Origin of the sequence: Pseudomonas vranovensis DSM 16006, from assembly GCF_000425805.1 — a bacterium.
GTDB classification, from domain to species: domain Bacteria; phylum Pseudomonadota; class Gammaproteobacteria; order Pseudomonadales; family Pseudomonadaceae; genus Aquipseudomonas; species Aquipseudomonas vranovensis.
In genome coordinates this window covers 99,593-114,951 of record NZ_AUED01000004.1, presented here as the reverse complement: position 1 = coordinate 114,951, position 15,359 = coordinate 99,593, and the positions used below count along the sequence as shown (strand labels likewise).

At 61.9% G+C, this 15,359-nt stretch carries 12 protein-coding genes; 1 reads left to right on the top strand and 11 read right to left on the bottom strand.

Annotated elements, in window-relative coordinates:
• Positions 1-14: 14 nt before the first annotated feature.
• The gene (gene argJ / locus H621_RS0110210; RefSeq protein ID WP_028943300.1) at positions 15-1,232 is read right to left on the bottom strand and encodes a bifunctional glutamate N-acetyltransferase/amino-acid acetyltransferase ArgJ; all 1,218 of its coding nucleotides are present in this window, start codon (positions 1,230-1,232) and stop codon (positions 15-17) included.
• Positions 1,233-1,358: 126 nt separating this feature from the next.
• The gene (gene secA / locus H621_RS0110205) at positions 1,359-4,094 is read right to left on the bottom strand and encodes a preprotein translocase subunit SecA (RefSeq protein WP_028943299.1); all 2,736 of its coding nucleotides are present in this window, start codon (positions 4,092-4,094) and stop codon (positions 1,359-1,361) included.
• 283 nt (positions 4,095-4,377) lie between these two features.
• On the opposite strand from secA, the gene H621_RS0110200 reads away from it, so the two are divergent.
• Positions 4,378-4,845 carry a DUF721 domain-containing protein gene (locus H621_RS0110200; protein ID WP_028943298.1) on the top strand — a complete coding sequence of 156 codons (468 nt, stop codon included), beginning with the start codon at positions 4,378-4,380 and terminating at the stop codon, positions 4,843-4,845.
• Between the two features lie 66 nt (positions 4,846-4,911).
• Here H621_RS0110200 and lpxC read toward each other — a convergent pair whose 3' ends face one another.
• The 9 genes from lpxC to murD all read right to left on the bottom strand — a co-directional run bounded on the left by lpxC (position 4,912) and on the right by murD (position 15,355).
• A complete protein-coding gene (lpxC, locus tag H621_RS0110195; protein WP_028943297.1) occupies positions 4,912-5,823 on the bottom strand; it encodes a UDP-3-O-acyl-N-acetylglucosamine deacetylase in 912 nt (303 codons plus the stop codon).
• A gap of 112 nt (positions 5,824-5,935) precedes the next feature.
• The gene (gene ftsZ / locus H621_RS0110190; RefSeq protein WP_028943296.1) at positions 5,936-7,126 is read right to left on the bottom strand and encodes a cell division protein FtsZ; all 1,191 of its coding nucleotides are present in this window, start codon (positions 7,124-7,126) and stop codon (positions 5,936-5,938) included.
• Between the two features lie 57 nt (positions 7,127-7,183).
• Entirely contained in the window at positions 7,184-8,437 is a 1,254-nt protein-coding gene (gene ftsA / locus H621_RS0110185; RefSeq protein ID WP_028943295.1) for a cell division protein FtsA, read from the bottom strand.
• Between the two features lie 14 nt (positions 8,438-8,451).
• Positions 8,452-9,321 carry a cell division protein FtsQ/DivIB gene (locus tag H621_RS0110180; RefSeq protein ID WP_028943294.1) on the bottom strand — a complete coding sequence of 290 codons (870 nt, stop codon included), beginning with the start codon at positions 9,319-9,321 and terminating at the stop codon, positions 8,452-8,454.
• Positions 9,322-9,325: 4 nt separating this feature from the next.
• Entirely contained in the window at positions 9,326-10,285 is a 960-nt protein-coding gene (locus tag H621_RS0110175; protein WP_028943293.1) for a D-alanine--D-alanine ligase, read from the bottom strand.
• The gene (gene murC / locus H621_RS0110170; RefSeq protein WP_028943292.1) at positions 10,282-11,736 is read right to left on the bottom strand and encodes a UDP-N-acetylmuramate--L-alanine ligase; all 1,455 of its coding nucleotides are present in this window, start codon (positions 11,734-11,736) and stop codon (positions 10,282-10,284) included. The genes H621_RS0110175 and murC overlap by 4 nt, the downstream gene beginning before the upstream one ends.
• On the bottom strand, positions 11,729-12,808 hold the full coding sequence (gene murG, locus H621_RS0110165; protein WP_028943291.1) for an undecaprenyldiphospho-muramoylpentapeptide beta-N-acetylglucosaminyltransferase: 1,080 nt from the start codon (positions 12,806-12,808) through the stop codon (positions 11,729-11,731). Before murG ends, murC begins: the two co-directional genes overlap by 8 nt.
• A complete protein-coding gene (ftsW, locus tag H621_RS0110160; RefSeq protein ID WP_028943290.1) occupies positions 12,798-14,012 on the bottom strand; it encodes a putative lipid II flippase FtsW in 1,215 nt (404 codons plus the stop codon). Before ftsW ends, murG begins: the two co-directional genes overlap by 11 nt.
• Positions 14,009-15,355, bottom strand: coding sequence for a UDP-N-acetylmuramoyl-L-alanine--D-glutamate ligase (gene murD, locus H621_RS0110155; RefSeq protein ID WP_028943289.1), 1,347 nt, complete (start codon positions 15,353-15,355; stop codon positions 14,009-14,011). Before murD ends, ftsW begins: the two co-directional genes overlap by 4 nt.
• Positions 15,356-15,359 lie beyond the last annotated feature (4 nt).

The following is a 15,359-nucleotide window of genomic DNA, read 5'->3' as shown; positions in this document are numbered from 1 at the left end:
GCCCCGCGTTGATGTCAGGTACGGTACTCAGCGTTGATTTTCACGTACTCGTGGGACAGGTCGGTGGTCCAGATGGTTTCGCTGCATTGGCCACGGCCAAGCTCGATGCGGATGGTGATCTCCTCTTCAGCCATCACTGCCGAGCCCTGGGCTTCGGTGTAGGTGGCACTGCGTCCGCCCTTGCTGGCGATGCAGACATCACCCAGGTACACGTCGATCAGGCTGACATCCAGGTCCGGCACACCGGCACGACCGACTGCAGCCAGGATCCGGCCCCAGTTGGGATCGGAGGCAAACAGCGCGGTCTTGATCAGCGGCGAGTGCGCCACGGCGTAGCCGACATCCAGGCATTCCTGGTGGTTGCCACCGCCATTGACTTCGACAGTCACGAACTTGGTCGCCCCCTCGCCGTCACGGACGATGGCCTGGGCCACTTCCATGCACACCTCGAACACCGCCTTCTTCAGTGTCTCGAATAGCGGGCCACGGGCTTCGGTGACTTCGGCGACAGCGGCCTTGCCGGTGGCGATCAGCATGCAGCAGTCGTTGGTCGAGGTATCGCCATCGATAGTGATGCGATTGAACGACTTGTTGGCGCCGTCGAGCATCAGGTCCTTGAGCACGTGAGGAGCGACCTTGGCGTCGGTGGCAATGTAGCCGAGCATGGTTGCCATGTTCGGACGGATCATCCCTGCGCCTTTGCTGATGCCGGTAACGGTGATGGTCACGCCGTCATGCTGGAACTGACGGCTGGCACCCTTGGGCAGGGTGTCGGTGGTCATGATGCCGGTGGCAGCTTCGGCCCAGTGATTTTCCGACAGGTTGTCGAGGGCGGCTTGCAGGGCGCCTTCGATCTTCTCGACCGGCAATGGCTCACCGATAACGCCTGTGGAGAACGGCAACACCGCACTGGCATCGACGCCGGTCAGCTCGGCCAGCTTGGCGCAGGTGCGCTCGGCGGCGGCCAGCCCCGGTGCCCCGGTGCCGGCGTTGGCATTGCCGGTGTTGGTCAACAGGTAGCGCACAGTACCCTGCACACGCTGCTTGGCCAGGATCACCGGGGCGGCGCAGAAGGCGTTGAGGGTGAATACCCCGGCAACGCTGGAGCCTTCGGCACAGCGCATGACCACCACGTCCTTGCGCCCCGGGCGCTTGATACCCGCAGAGGCGATGCCGAGTTCAAAACCTGGAACCGGGTGCAACGTTGGCAAAGGACCAAGACCAACAGCCATGTAAGCGCTCCTAGAAAAAATACACCGGGCCGATGATGCCGGTGCTTGAGATGGAACAACGCCGCGACGGTTCAAGACCGGTCGCGGCGCGGTGTTCATGAATCAGCGTACTGCCGGGCAGATGACTTAGTTGATCTGGCCGTGGCAGTGCTTGAACTTCTTGCCCGAACCACACCAGCACAGCTCGTTGCGGCCCAGCTTCTGTTCGTTGCGCACAGGGGCAGCGGCGACGGCGACTTCAGCGCCCTCCTCCTGTTCCTGGGCCTGCTCCAGACCGGGTGCTGCAGCGTGCTGGAACTGCATGCGCGATGCCAGCTCCTCGGCTTCGCGGCGCAGGCGGGCTTCTTCTTCGACCGGATCTTCGCGGCGCACCTGAACGTGCGAGAGCACGCGGATGGTGTCGCGCTTGATCGAGTCGAGCAGCTCCTGGAACAGGTTGAACGACTCGCGCTTGTACTCCTGCTTCGGGTTCTTCTGGGCGTAGCCACGCAGGTGAATGCCGTGGCGGAGGTGGTCCATGGTCGACAGATGGTCTTTCCACAGGTCGTCCAGTACGCGCAGCAGGATCTGCTTCTCGAAGGTACGCAGGGCTTCGGCGCTGGCCTGTTCTTCCTTCTCGTTGTAGGCCGCCAGCAACTCTTCCATCAACTTCGCGCGAAGGGTTTCTTCGTACAGGTGATCGTCTTCGTCGAGCCACTGCTGAATCGGCAGCTTGACGCCAAAATCACTGGCCAGGGCCGCTTCCAGGCCAGCCACGTCCCACTGCTCGGGCAGCGATTGCGGTGGGATGTGTTGGGAAACGGTGACGTCGAGCACTTCCTGGCGGAAGTCGGCGATGGTGTCGCCAATGTTATCGGCTGCCAGCAGGCTGTTACGCATGTGGTAGATGACTTTACGTTGCTCGTTGGCCACGTCGTCGAATTCGAGCAGTTGCTTACGAATGTCGAAGTTGCGACCTTCGACCTTGCGCTGGGCCTTCTCGATGGCGTTGGTGACCATGCGATGCTCGATGGCCTCGCCGGACTGCATGCCCAGGGCCTTCATGAAGTTCTTCACCCGGTCAGAGGCGAAGATGCGCATCAGGCTGTCTTCCAGCGACAGGTAGAAACGGCTGGAGCCCGGGTCGCCCTGACGGCCGGAACGACCGCGCAGCTGGTTGTCGATACGACGCGACTCGTGGCGCTCGGAGGCGATCACGTGCAAGCCACCGGACTCGATCACCTGCTGGTGACGCTTCTGCCAGTCGGCCTTGACCTGGGCGATCTGCTCGGGGGTCGGGTTCTCCATGGCGGCGACTTCGACTTCCCAGTTGCCGCCCAGGAGGATGTCGGTACCACGACCCGCCATGTTGGTCGCAATGGTCAGCGCGCCCGGACGACCGGCCTGGGCGATGATCTCGGCTTCTTTTTCGTGGTACTTGGCGTTCAGTACCTTGTGATCGATGCCTTCCTTCTGCAGCAGGTTGGACATGTGCTCGGACGTTTCGATGGTGGCGGTACCCACCAGCACCGGACGGCCCAGGGCCATGCTTTCCTTGATGTCGGCGATGATCGCGGCGTACTTCTCGTCGGCGGTCAGGTAGACCAGGTCGTTGAAGTCCTTTCGTGCCAGCGGCTTGTTCGGCGGGATGACCATAACGTTGAGGTTATAGATCTGGGCGAACTCGAAGGCTTCGGTGTCAGCGGTACCGGTCATGCCGGACAGCTTGTTGTACAGACGGAAGTAGTTCTGGAAGGTGGTCGAGGCCAGGGTCTGGCTCTCGGCCTGGATATTCAGGTTTTCCTTCGCTTCGATGGCCTGGTGCAGGCCTTCGGACAAACGGCGACCGGGCATGGTACGACCGGTGTGCTCGTCGATCAGCAGGACCTGGCCGTCCTGGACGATGTACTCGACGTTGCGGTGGAACAGCTTGTGCGCGCGCAAGCCGGCGTAAACGTGGGTCAGCAGGCCCAGGTTGTGCGCCGAGTAGAGGCTCTCGCCTTCGGCCAGCAGGCCGACCTGGGCAAGCATTTCTTCGATGAACTGGTGACCGGCTTCGTTGAGCTCGACCTGGCGGCTCTTCTCGTCGATCTTGTAGTGGCCCTCTTGGGTCACCTCGCCTTCCACTTCCTCGATGTGCTGCTTGAGGCGCGGGATCAGCTTGTTGATCTCGATGTACAGCTTGGAGCTGTCTTCGGCCTGGCCGGAGATGATCAGCGGAGTCCGCGCTTCGTCGATCAGGATGGAGTCGACTTCGTCGATCACGGCGAAATTCAGCTCACGCTGGAACTTCTCTTCCATGCTGAACGCCATGTTGTCGCGCAGGTAGTCGAAACCGAATTCGTTGTTGGTGCCGTAGGTGATGTCGGCTGCATAGGCAGCGCGCTTTTCTTCTGGCGGCTGGAACGGCGTGACGACGCCGACGCTCAGGCCGAGGAATTCATACAGCGGACGCATCCAGTTGGCGTCACGGCGGGCCAGGTAGTCGTTGACCGTAACCACGTGCACACCCTTGCCCGACAAGGCATTTAGGTATACGCCCAGGGTTGCGACCAAGGTCTTGCCTTCACCGGTGCGCATTTCTGCGATCATGCCTTCGTGCAAGGTCATGCCGCCGATCAATTGCACATCGAAGTGACGCATGCCCATGACGCGCTTGCCCGCTTCACGGGCAACCGCAAAGGCTTCAGGCAACAGCTGGTCGAGGGTTTCGCCTTTGGCCAGGCGCTCTTTGAACGCAGCGGTCTTGGCCCGCAGCTGCTCGTCGGAGAGAGCCACCATCTGCTCTTCGAAGGCATTGACGATCTGTACCGTCTTGAGCATGCGTTTGACTTCACGCTCGTTCTTGCTTCCAAAAAGTTTTTTTAACAAAGGCGCAAACATATTGGCAGGATCTTCCACACGTAGGGATGGAGGGCGGCCCCGTGAGTCGCCCGTGCAGCCCTTATGGCCGCATGCGAACGAGCATTCTACCCGGAAACGATGGTGAGGAAAGTGGCGGATTTCCACGATGCTGGCGCAGCGCTTTGACGGGGCTTTTTTACAATAAGGGCTTTTTTCACAACTTCAACCCATTGGCTACATGAAGTTTTCACCGGGCACCCAGGCAAGGCGCTTGCCGGGGGATCTGATAAGATGCCTGTTCTGTAACTTCAGGTGTACCCCCATGGCTTTTCGCCCCTTGCCTGCACGCGCCCCAGCAGTTCTGCTGCGCGAAGCACGGCCGCTCAAAGCCCTGTTCAGCCAGGCCCAGCGCCTGGCGCAACTGCAAAAGCTGCTCGACAGCCAATTGCAACCGGCTGCCCGCGAACACTGCCATATCGCCTCCTGGCGCGAAGGCACGCTGCTGCTGATTGTCACCGACGGCCACTGGGCCACCCGCCTGCGCTACCAGCAAAAACGCCTGCAACGCCAGTTGCAGACGCTTGATGCGTTCGCAAGCCTGACCCGCATCCTGTTCAAGGTCCAACCGCCGACCACCCAGAGCCGCGCTGTGGGGCACACCGCCGACCTGTCCACCCGTGCCGCCGAAAGCATCCAGGCCACCGCTGAAGGCATCAGTGATCCGAAACTGCGGGCGGCGCTGGAGCGCCTGGCCAGTCATGCGCGCGACAAGAACACTGCCGACGACTGACGGTAGGCGCGGGCATAAAAAAGGCCACCCGAAGGTGGCCTTAATCACTAGAGAGAGTGCTCGAACTTACACTGCCGCGACCGGACGCATGTAAGAGATCGGTGCCGTACTGGCATCTTCGAATGTCACCACTTCCCAGGCGTCAGTTTCCTCGATCAGCTTGCGCAGCAGCTGGTTGTTCAGCGCGTGCCCGGACTTGTAGCCCTTGAACTCGCCGATCAGGCTGTTGCCCAGCAGGTAAAGATCGCCGATGGCGTCGAGGATCTTGTGCTTGACGAATTCGTCTTCGTAACGAAGGCCGTCTTCATTGAGCACGCCGTCCTTGTCGACCACAATGGCGTTTTCCACGCTGCCGCCGAGCGCGAGGTTGTGCTTGCGCAGGTACTCGATATCGCTCATGAACCCAAAGGTCCGGGCGCGGCTGACTTCCTTCACGAACGAGGTGCTGGAAAAGTCCACGCTGGCACTTTGGGTCCGGTTACGGAACACCGGGTGATCGAAATCGATCTCGAAACTCACCTTGAATCCGTCGAACGGCAGGAAAGTAGCGCGCTTGTCGCCGTCTTCCACTGTCACTTCGCGCAGGATGCGGATGAATTTCTTGGCTGCGTCCTGTTCTTCCAGGCCGGCAGATTGAATCAGGAATACAAAGGGCCCAGCGCTACCGTCCATGATCGGCACTTCGGACGCGGAGAGCTCGACGTAGGCGTTATCGATGCCCAGGCCAGCCATGGCCGAGAGCAAGTGCTCCACCGTGTCTACCTTGGTATCGCCATTGACCAGAGTCGTCGACATGGTCGTCTCGCCGACATTCGCCGCGCGGGCAGGAATTTCCACCACGGGGTCGAGGTCGGCACGGCGAAATACGATGCCGGTATCCACAGGTGCGGGTTTGAGGGTCAGGTAAACCTTTTCCCCGGAGTGCAGGCCGACACCTGTGGCACGGATAATATTTTTCAGGGTGCGTTGTTTAATCATGGCATTGGCCGCTTCAGCGCAAATTGCGAACTGGTATCAACAAAGGCTGGGGATAATACCAGACCCGGCCTTTGCTGAACACCAATCACCCTTATACTCCTGATAAATTTCATCAATCGGCCTGACGACGCAGGAACGCTGGAATATCCAGGTAATCCAGATCGTCTTGCGGATTGAGCTTGGCAGCGGCGGCTGCACCGGCGTGGGCCTGGTTGCGCATTACAGTCGGGCGCTCCAGGTCACGGTAGTTCACCGACGGTTGCTCCTGGCGTACAGGCGCAGGGGCTGCGGTCTGCATCGCGACAGTCTGCATGGTGTTGTCGATGACCTTGACCGGCTTCTCGATCTTCGCGCCCAGGCCCGTGGCAACCACGGTCACGTGCAACTCGTCACGCATGTCCGGATCGATAACAGTACCGACCTTGACCATGGCGTGATCGGAAGCGAAGGCTTCGATGATGCTACCGACGTCCGAGTACTCACCCAGCGACAGGTCAGGACCTGCGGTGATGTTGACCAGGATGCCGCGAGCGCCCTGCAGGTTGACGTCTTCGAGCAGCGGGTTGCGGATGGCTGCCTCGGTCGCTTCACGCGCACGGTTCGGACCGCTGGCGCAGCCAGTGCCCATCATGGCCATGCCCATTTCGCTCATCACGGTACGAACGTCGGCGAAGTCGACGTTGATCATGCCCGGACGCTTGATGATGTCGGAGATACCGCGAACGGCACCGGCCAGTACGTCGTCAGCCTTGGCGAAAGCGGACAGCAGGCTTGCGTCCTTGCCCAGGATGGTCAGCAGCTTCTCGTTCGGAATGGTGATCAGCGAGTCAACGCTCTCTGCCAGCGCGCGGATGCCCTCATCGGCGATCTGCATGCGCTTGCGGCCCTCGAACGGGAACGGACGGGTCACCACCGCAACGGTGAGGATGCCCAGTTCCTTCGCCACTTCGGCGATGATCGGTGCAGCACCGGTACCGGTACCGCCACCCATGCCGGTGGTGATGAACACCATGTTGGTGCCCTGCAGCACTTCGGCGATGCGCTCGCGGTCTTCCAGGGCGGCCTGACGACCGACTTCCGGATTGGCGCCAGCACCCAGGCCCTTGGTCACGCCGGTGCCCAGCTGCAGGATGGTGCGCGCGCCGATGTTTTTCAGCGCCTGAGCATCGGTGTTGGCGCAGATGAACTCGACGCCTTCGATGTTGCTCTTGACCATGTGATTGACGGCGTTGCCACCGCCGCCACCGACGCCGATCACTTTGATGACCGGACTTTGCGGGACGTTGTCTACGAGCTCGAACATTTTCCCTCTCCTTACAGTTCTCTAGTTTTTGCGCCTACTACTACTGCTTTGAAACTTTTAAAAGTTGCCTTTGACCCAGCGAGTGAAACGCTCGAACGCTGGTGCCTTGGGTTCATCGCCATAGTTGTTGCTGCTGTTGCCGGTCAGGCTCACGCCGTCGGACTGCTTTTGCAGGCCGTAGGTCAGAAGGCCCACACCGGTGGAATAAATCGGGTTGCGCACGACGTCGCTCAGGCCCCGAACGCTATGCGGTACGCCCAGGCGTACCGGCATGTGGAAAATCTCTTCGGCCAGTTCTACTGCACCTTCCATCTTCGAGGTACCGCCGGTCAGGACGATGCCGGCTGGCACCAGGTCCTCGTAGCCACTACGGCGCAGTTCGGCCTGGATCAGGGTGAACAACTCGTCGTAACGCGGCTCGACCACCTCGGCCAGGGCCTGGCGCGACAGCTCGCGCGGTGGACGATCGCCGACACTCGGCACCTTGATGGTTTCGCCAGCACCGGCCAGCTTGGCCAGGGCGCAGGCGTAGCGAATCTTGATCTCTTCGGCGTACTGGGTCGGGGTGCGCAGGGCCATGGCAATGTCGTTGGTCACCTGATCACCGGCAATCGGGATCACGGCGGTGTGGCGAATGGCGCCTTCGGTGAAGATGGCAATGTCGGTGGTACCGCCGCCAATATCCACCAGGCACACGCCCAGCTCTTTCTCGTCATCGGTCAGCACCGAGTAGGCCGAGGCCAGTTGCTCGAGGATGATGTCGTCGATTTCCAGGCCGCAGCGGCGTACGCACTTCTCGATGTTCTGCGCGGCATTGACGGCACAGGTCACCACGTGGACCTTGGCTTCCAGACGCACGCCCGACATCCCCAGTGGCTCGCGCACGCCTTCCTGGTTGTCAATCACGTAGTCCTGCGGCAGGGTGTGCAGCACCCGCTGGTCGGCCGGAATGGCCACGGCCTGGGCGGCGTCCAGCACACGCTCGAGGTCGGCAGCGCTGACTTCACGGTCGCGAATGGCGACGATGCCGTGGGAGTTCAAGCTACGGATGTGATTGCCGGCGACACCCACGAAGGCGGAGTGGATCCGGCAGCCTGCCATCAGCTGGGCTTCTTCCACCGCGCGCTGGATCGACTGCACGGTCGACTCGATATTGACCACCACGCCCTTCTTCAGCCCGCGTGACGGGTGGGTGCCGATACCGACGATTTCCAGGGTGCCGTCGGCGGCTACTTCGCCTACCAGCGCCACTACCTTGGAGGTGCCGATATCCAGCCCGACGATCATTTTGCCGCTATGCGCATTTGCCATGGTCCTGCCTCTCTCTAATTCTTCGCAACGGCGGGTTGGGCCGTCGTCGGTGCAATCGTTTCCCGCCAGCCAACGGCCAGGCCGTTGGCGTAGCGCAGATCGATGCGGGCGATGTTCGTGATCTGTTCTTTGAGTGTCTTGTCGTAAATGGCAATGAAACGGCGCATCTTTTCCACCAGATGATCGCGTCCCAACAGCAGTTCGACACCAGGCCCCGTGCTGCCGGCACCCGTGGTCAGGAACCAGCTGCCGCGCTCACGCACCTCCAGCCGGGCAATCGAAAAGCCCATTGGCCGCAACATCTGGCTCAGTACCTGATACTGCTGCATCACTTGTTGCTGCGCCCGCTGCGGGCCGAACAGCTGCGGCAGGTGCTCATAGTTGGCCAGCTCGCGCGGGGTGAACGCCTGGCCCTGGTTGTTCAACAAGGCCTCCTCACCCCAGCGCGCCACCGGCAACTGTTCTTCCAGGCGGATCACCACTTCGTCTGGCCACACCCGTCGCACTTCGGCATGGGCGATCCAGGGCATCTGCTCCAGTTCTGCGCGCATGCTGGCCAGGTCGACGGTGAAGAAGCTGGCCGCCACAAACGGGGCGATTCGCTGCTGCACCGCTTGTTGGCTGATATAGGTCAGATCCCCCTGCACGGCGATCTTGGTGATCGGCCGGTCGGCATAGGGCATCAGGCGTTGCGCACCTTCGTAGGCTGCAAAACCTGCGACCACCAGCAGCACGGGCCACAGCAGACGCTTGAAGACGCTGAAGTTGGCCTTGGGCAGGCGCGCCGACAGTGGCTCCTTGGCCACCATCCGGCTGGCACCGCGCGGCACCGGCTTGCTACGGCCGGTGGCGGGTTGCTGATGACGTAACATCGCGCCTTGCATGGGCTTAACCTCGCGCCTCGACGCTTGCCGCCAGGATTGCCAGCACCAATTGCTGGAAGTCGAGGCCGGCCGCGCGTGCCGCCATGGGGACCAGGCTGTGATCAGTCATGCCTGGTGCGGTGTTGACTTCGAGCAGCCAGAAACGCCCCTGCTCGTCCTGCATCACGTCCAACCGGCCCCAGCCAGCAATACCAACGGCGTCGCAGGCACGGGCGGTGAGGTCGATCAGTTCCTGCTCTTTTTCAGCGCTCAAGCCGCATGGAATCCGGTACTGGGTATCGGATGCCAGGTACTTGGCGTCATAGTCGTAGAACGTATGGGGGGTGCCCAGCGCGATGGGAGGCAATACCTGCCCACGCAAGGTCGCGATAGTGAACTCCGGACCGTGAATCCATTGTTCGACCAATACTTGCGAATCGTAGGTGGCGGCGTCTTTCCAGGCGGCGATCAATTCGTCGACGCTGGTCACTTTCGCCATACCGATACTGGAACCTTCATGGGCCGGTTTGACGATCAAAGGGAAGCCCAGTTCCGTGCCCGCGGAAATACAGTCGGATTCGCTGCCCAGCACGGCGTGACGCGGGGTCGGAATGCCCAGGCTCTGCCACACCTGCTTGGTGCGCAGTTTGTCCATGGCAAGTGCCGAGGCGAGGATGCCGCTACCGGTGTAAGGGATGCCCAGACACTCGAGCAGCCCCTGCATGCTGCCGTCTTCACCGCCACGGCCGTGGAGGATGATGAAGGCGCGGTCGATCTTCTCGTCGAGCAGGCGCTGCAGCAGGTCGTCACCGACATCGATGGCAACAACATCGACACCGGCACTGGTCAATGCTTCGATGACCGCAGCGCCGGACTTCAGCGAAACCTCACGCTCGGCGCTCTTGCCGCCGTAGAGCACGGCTACGCGACCGAAGTCTTTCACGGGAATGGTCGAATGCAGCTTGTCGTATTGGTTCACAGTCATTTCGACTTCCCCTGACTGGTCACTGCACCAGCGAACAACGGACTTTTGATAAGTTGCGGGGCCAGGCCACCGATATCACCGGCGCCCTGGCACAGCAGGATGTCGCCTGCGCGCAGCAATGGCTTGACCAGCGGCGCCAGCTCGATGCCGCGCTCGATGTAGATCGGGTCGAGCTGACCGCGCTGACGGATGCTGTGGCACAGCTGACGGCTGTCGGCACCGGGGATCGGCTCTTCGCCGGCCGGGTAGACCTCCATCAGCAGCAACACGTTGGCATCGGCCAGGACCTGGACGAAATCGTCATACAGATCGCGTGTACGGCTGTAGCGGTGCGGCTGGTAGACCATCACCAGGCGACGCTCTGGCCAGCCACCGCGCACAGCCTTGATCACCGCGGCCACTTCGGTCGGATGGTGGCCGTAATCGTCGACCAGCATCACGCTGCCACCGTCCACCGGCAGTTCGCCGTAGACCTGGAAGCGCCGCCCTACCCCCTGGAACCCCGAGAGGCCCTGGACGATGGCTTCATCGCTGATGCCCTCGTCGGTCGCGATGGCGATGGTCGCCAACGCGTTGAGCACGTTGTGATTGCCCGGCATGTTGACCGACACATCCAGCGGCTCGCGGTCGCGACGCAACACGGTGAAGTGGGTCTGCATGCCCGACTGACGAACATTGATCGCACGCACGTCGGCTTCTTCGCTGAAGCCATAAGTAACGGCAGGACGCTTGACCAGGGGCAGGATCTCGCGCACCACCGGGTCGTCCAGGCACATCACGGCCAGGCCGTAGAACGGCAGGTTGTGCAGGAACTCGACAAAAGTCTTCTTCAGCTTGTTGAAGTCGCCTTCATAGGTGGCCATGTGGTCGGCGTCGATATTGGTGACGACTGCGACCATCGGCTGCAGGTGCAGGAAGCTGGCATCGCTTTCATCTGCTTCGGCGATCAGGTAGCGGCTGGTGCCAAGCTGGGCATTGGTGCCTGCTGCATTCAGCCGGCCACCGATCACGAAAGTCGGGTCCAGGCCACCGGCAGCGAACACCGAGGCCAACAGGCTGGTGGTGGTGGTCTTGCCATGGGTACCGGCCACGGCGATACCGTGGCGGTAGCGCATCAGCTCGGCGAGCATTTCGGCGCGCGGCACCACGGGGATACGACGCTCCAGTGCGGTGGCAACTTCCGGGTTGGCGGTATTGATAGCGCTGGAGACCACCAGTACATCGGCGCTGGCGGCGTTCTCGGCACGGTGGCCGATGAAGATCTGCGCACCGAAGGATTCCAGGCGCTCGGTGACCGCCGAGGTCTTGAGGTCGGAGCCCGACACCTGGTAACCCAGGTTCAGCAGCACTTCGGCGATCCCGCACATGCCCACACCGCCGATACCGACGAAGTGGATGCGGCGGATACGGCGCATTTCCGGTTGTGGCATGGCTTTCTGACTTTCAACCATGGGCCACCTCCAGACAGATATCGACCACGGTGCGGGTGGCCGCAGGTTTTGCCAGGCGCCGGGCAGTGGCGGCCATGGTGGTGAGTTTTTCCGGTTGCATCAGCACCTCGTTCAGGCGTTCAGCGAGTTCCGCTGCGCCGGTTGTCGCTTGTGGCATCAGGAAGGCAGCGCCTTCACGGGCCAGATAATGGGCGTTGTGGGTCTGGTGATCGTCGATGGCATGGGGCAAGGGCACCAGCATCGATGGCAAGCCGGCCGCAGCCAGCTCACTGACGGTCAGCGCGCCGGCGCGGCAGACCACCAGATCGGCCCAGCCATAGGCTTGGGCCATGTCCTTGATAAACGGCTCTACCTGAGCCTCGACTCCAGCCTCGCGGTAGCGCTCGGCGGTAATCTGGTCGTGCTGCTTGCCGGCCTGGTGGAACACCTGGGGACGAATGTCCACAGGCACTTGGGCCAGGGCTTGGGGCAGCAATTTGTTCAAAGGTTCCGCGCCCAGGCTTCCGCCCAGTACCAGCAGGCGTGGCTGGCGCGTGCCCAGTGGTTCACGCGGGGTATCCATGAACAGTTCACTGCGCACCGGGTTGCCGGTGGTACGCAGTTTGTCCGATGCACTGAAAGTGCCGGGGAAAGCTTCGCAGACTCGGCCGGCCAAAGGCACCAGCAGCCGATTGGCGGTACCGGCGCGGGCGTTCTGCTCGTGTACCACTACAGGCACACCGCATAGCCTTGCGGCAACGCCGCCAGGCCCTGTCACATAACCACCAAAACCGACCACACAGACCGGCTTGAGTTGGCGAATGATGCGACGGGCCTGCAGTACGGCCTTGACCAGGGTGAACGGCGCCTTGAGCAGCGACAGCTTGCCCTTGCCCCGCAGGCCAGTGACGTTGATCAGGTGCAGGGGCAGACCAGCCTGGGGCACCAACTCGTTTTCGATGCCGCGGGGGGTGCCCAGCCAGTGCACGCTGTAGCCGCGCGCCTGGAATTCACGGGCGCAGGCCAGGGCCGGGAACACGTGCCCCCCGGTACCGCCCGCCATGATCAGTACGTTCTTGCCGTCAGCGGCCATGATTGGTCTCCTCGGCAAAATCGCTTTCATCAAACTCATGCTCTTCGCTGCCCAGGTGGGTTCGACTCTCCCACTCGATCCGCAGCAGCAAACCTACACAGGCACAGCAGATCACCAGCGAACTGCCCCCGTAGCTCAGGAATGGCAGGGTCAGACCCTTGGTCGGCAGCAGACCGACGTTTACGCCGATGTTGATCAGGAACTGGCCGATCCACAGGAAGGCCAGGCCGAAGGCCATGTAGGCAGCAAAGTACTGCTTGGCTTTCTCGGCCCACAGGCCGATGTACAAGGCGCGCACGGTGACGAACACGAACAGCGCCACGGTGACCAGCGAACCGATCACGCCCAGCTCCTCGGCCAGTACCGAGAACACGAAGTCGGTATGCGCTTCAGGCAGGTAGAACTGCTTCTGCACACTGTTGCCCAGACCGACGCCAAGCCATTCGCCACGACCGAAGGCAATCAGCGCCTGGGTCAATTGATAGCCGGAACCGAACTGATCCGACCAGGGATCGGTAAAGGTAATCAGGCGCGCCATCCGATAGGGCTGGGCCTGGACCAGGACGAACACCGCCCCCACTGCCAGCACCACCATCAGGCTGAAGCGGAACAACCCGACCCCTCCCAGAAACAGCATGGCCGCCGCCGCACCCATCATCACGACCGTGGCACCGAAGTCCGGCTCCATCAGCAGCAGGCCAGCCATTGGCAGCAAGACGATGAACGGCTTGAAAAAGCCCATCCAGCTCTCGCGCACTTCCTGCTGGCGACGCACCAGGTAGCCAGCGAGGTAGATCACCACGAACACCTTGGCGATCTCCGAGGGCTGCACGTTGAAGAAGCTGAAGCCGATCCAGCGCATCGAACCGTTCACTTCGCGACCGATGCCCGGCACCAGCACCAGTACCAGCAGGCCAAACGCGCCGACCAGCATGGTGAAGCCCATTTTCTGCCAGGTCGCGATCGGCACCATCATGGTGACGATGCAGGCGAAGACACCGATGGCCACGTACACCAGGTGACGGAACATGTGATACAGCGGGTTACCCGACTGCGCCGCAGCCACTTCCGAGGAGGCCGAAGTAATCATCACCAGGCCAAGGCCCAGCAGTGCCAGGCAACCGGCGAGCATGGCGAAATCGAGGTCGATGCCACGGCCGCTGATCAGCGGCGACGGATAGGGCTTGATGATGCCGAAGATCATGCCAGCCCTCCTACGGCCTGGGCGAACAGGCGCCCACGCTCTTCAAAGTTCTTGAACATGTCGAGGCTGGCACAGGCTGGCGACAACAGCACCGCGTCGCCCGGCTGGGCCTGTTCGGCGCACTGCTGAACGGCTTCGTCCAGGGTCGCGACACGGATCAGCGGCACGCTGTCGCCCAGTGCCTCGGCCAGACGCTCGGCGTCGCGCCCCAGTAACACCACGGCACGGCAATGTGCCGCCACCGGGGCACGCAGGGCGCTGAAATCGGCGCCTTTGCCATCGCCACCGGCGATCAGCACCAGTTTGCCGTCGATATCGGCACCCAGGCCTTCGATCGCGGCCAGGGCTGCACCGACGTTGGTGGCCTTGGAATCGTCGTACCAGTTCACGCCGTTGCGCTCGCGAACCCATTGGCAACGATGGGCAAGGCCGGCGAAGGTGCGCAGGCTGGAGAGCATGGCATCCATCGGCAGGCCGACCGCGTGCCCAAGTGCCAGTGCCGCCAGGGCGTTGGACTGGTTGTGTGCACCGCGGATTTTCAATTCGCGTACCGGCATCAGGTTCTGGAACTCGAACGCCAGGTACTTTTCACCCTGTTCTTCACGCAGGCCGAAGGCCTTGAAGTCGGGCGCATTCAGACCGAAGGTCCAGACCGGTTGGCCTTCGGCCAGCAGCGGACGGCTGAGGGCGTCCTGACGGTTGACCACCACTTGGCGAGCCCCCCGGAAGATTCGGTGCTTGGCCAGGTGATAGGCCGGCAGACCGCTGTAGCGGTCCATATGGTCTTCGCTGACATTGAGCACGGTAGCCACTTCAGCATTGAGCTGGTCGGTGGTTTCCAGCTGGAAGCTGGACAGCTCCATCACGTACAACTCGACGTCGTCACTGAGCAGGTCCAGTGCCGGGGTGCCGAGGTTGCCGCCGACAGCCACACGTTTGCCTGCCGCAGCGGCCATCTCGCCTACCAGGGTGGTAACGGTGCTTTTCGCATTCGAGCCACTGATGGCAATGATCGGTGCCTTGGCGTTGCGCGCGAACAGTTCGATATCACCAGACAGCTTCACGCCACGGGCAGCCGCCTGTTGCAGCGCCGGGGTGGCCAGGGCCAGGCCGGGGCTCACATACAGTTCGTCGGCACGGCAGAGAAATTCGACATCCAGCTCGCCACAGCGCACTTCCACCTGCGGGTAATCACGGCGCAGGGTTTCCAGTTCCGGAGGGGCCTCACGGGTGTCGGCGACCGCAAAGGCAATGCCCCGGTTCGCCAGGAAGCGAACCAGGGACATGCCGCTCTTGCCGAGGCCGACAACGATGCGGAAGTGGTCAGAAGCGATCAATGACACGCGT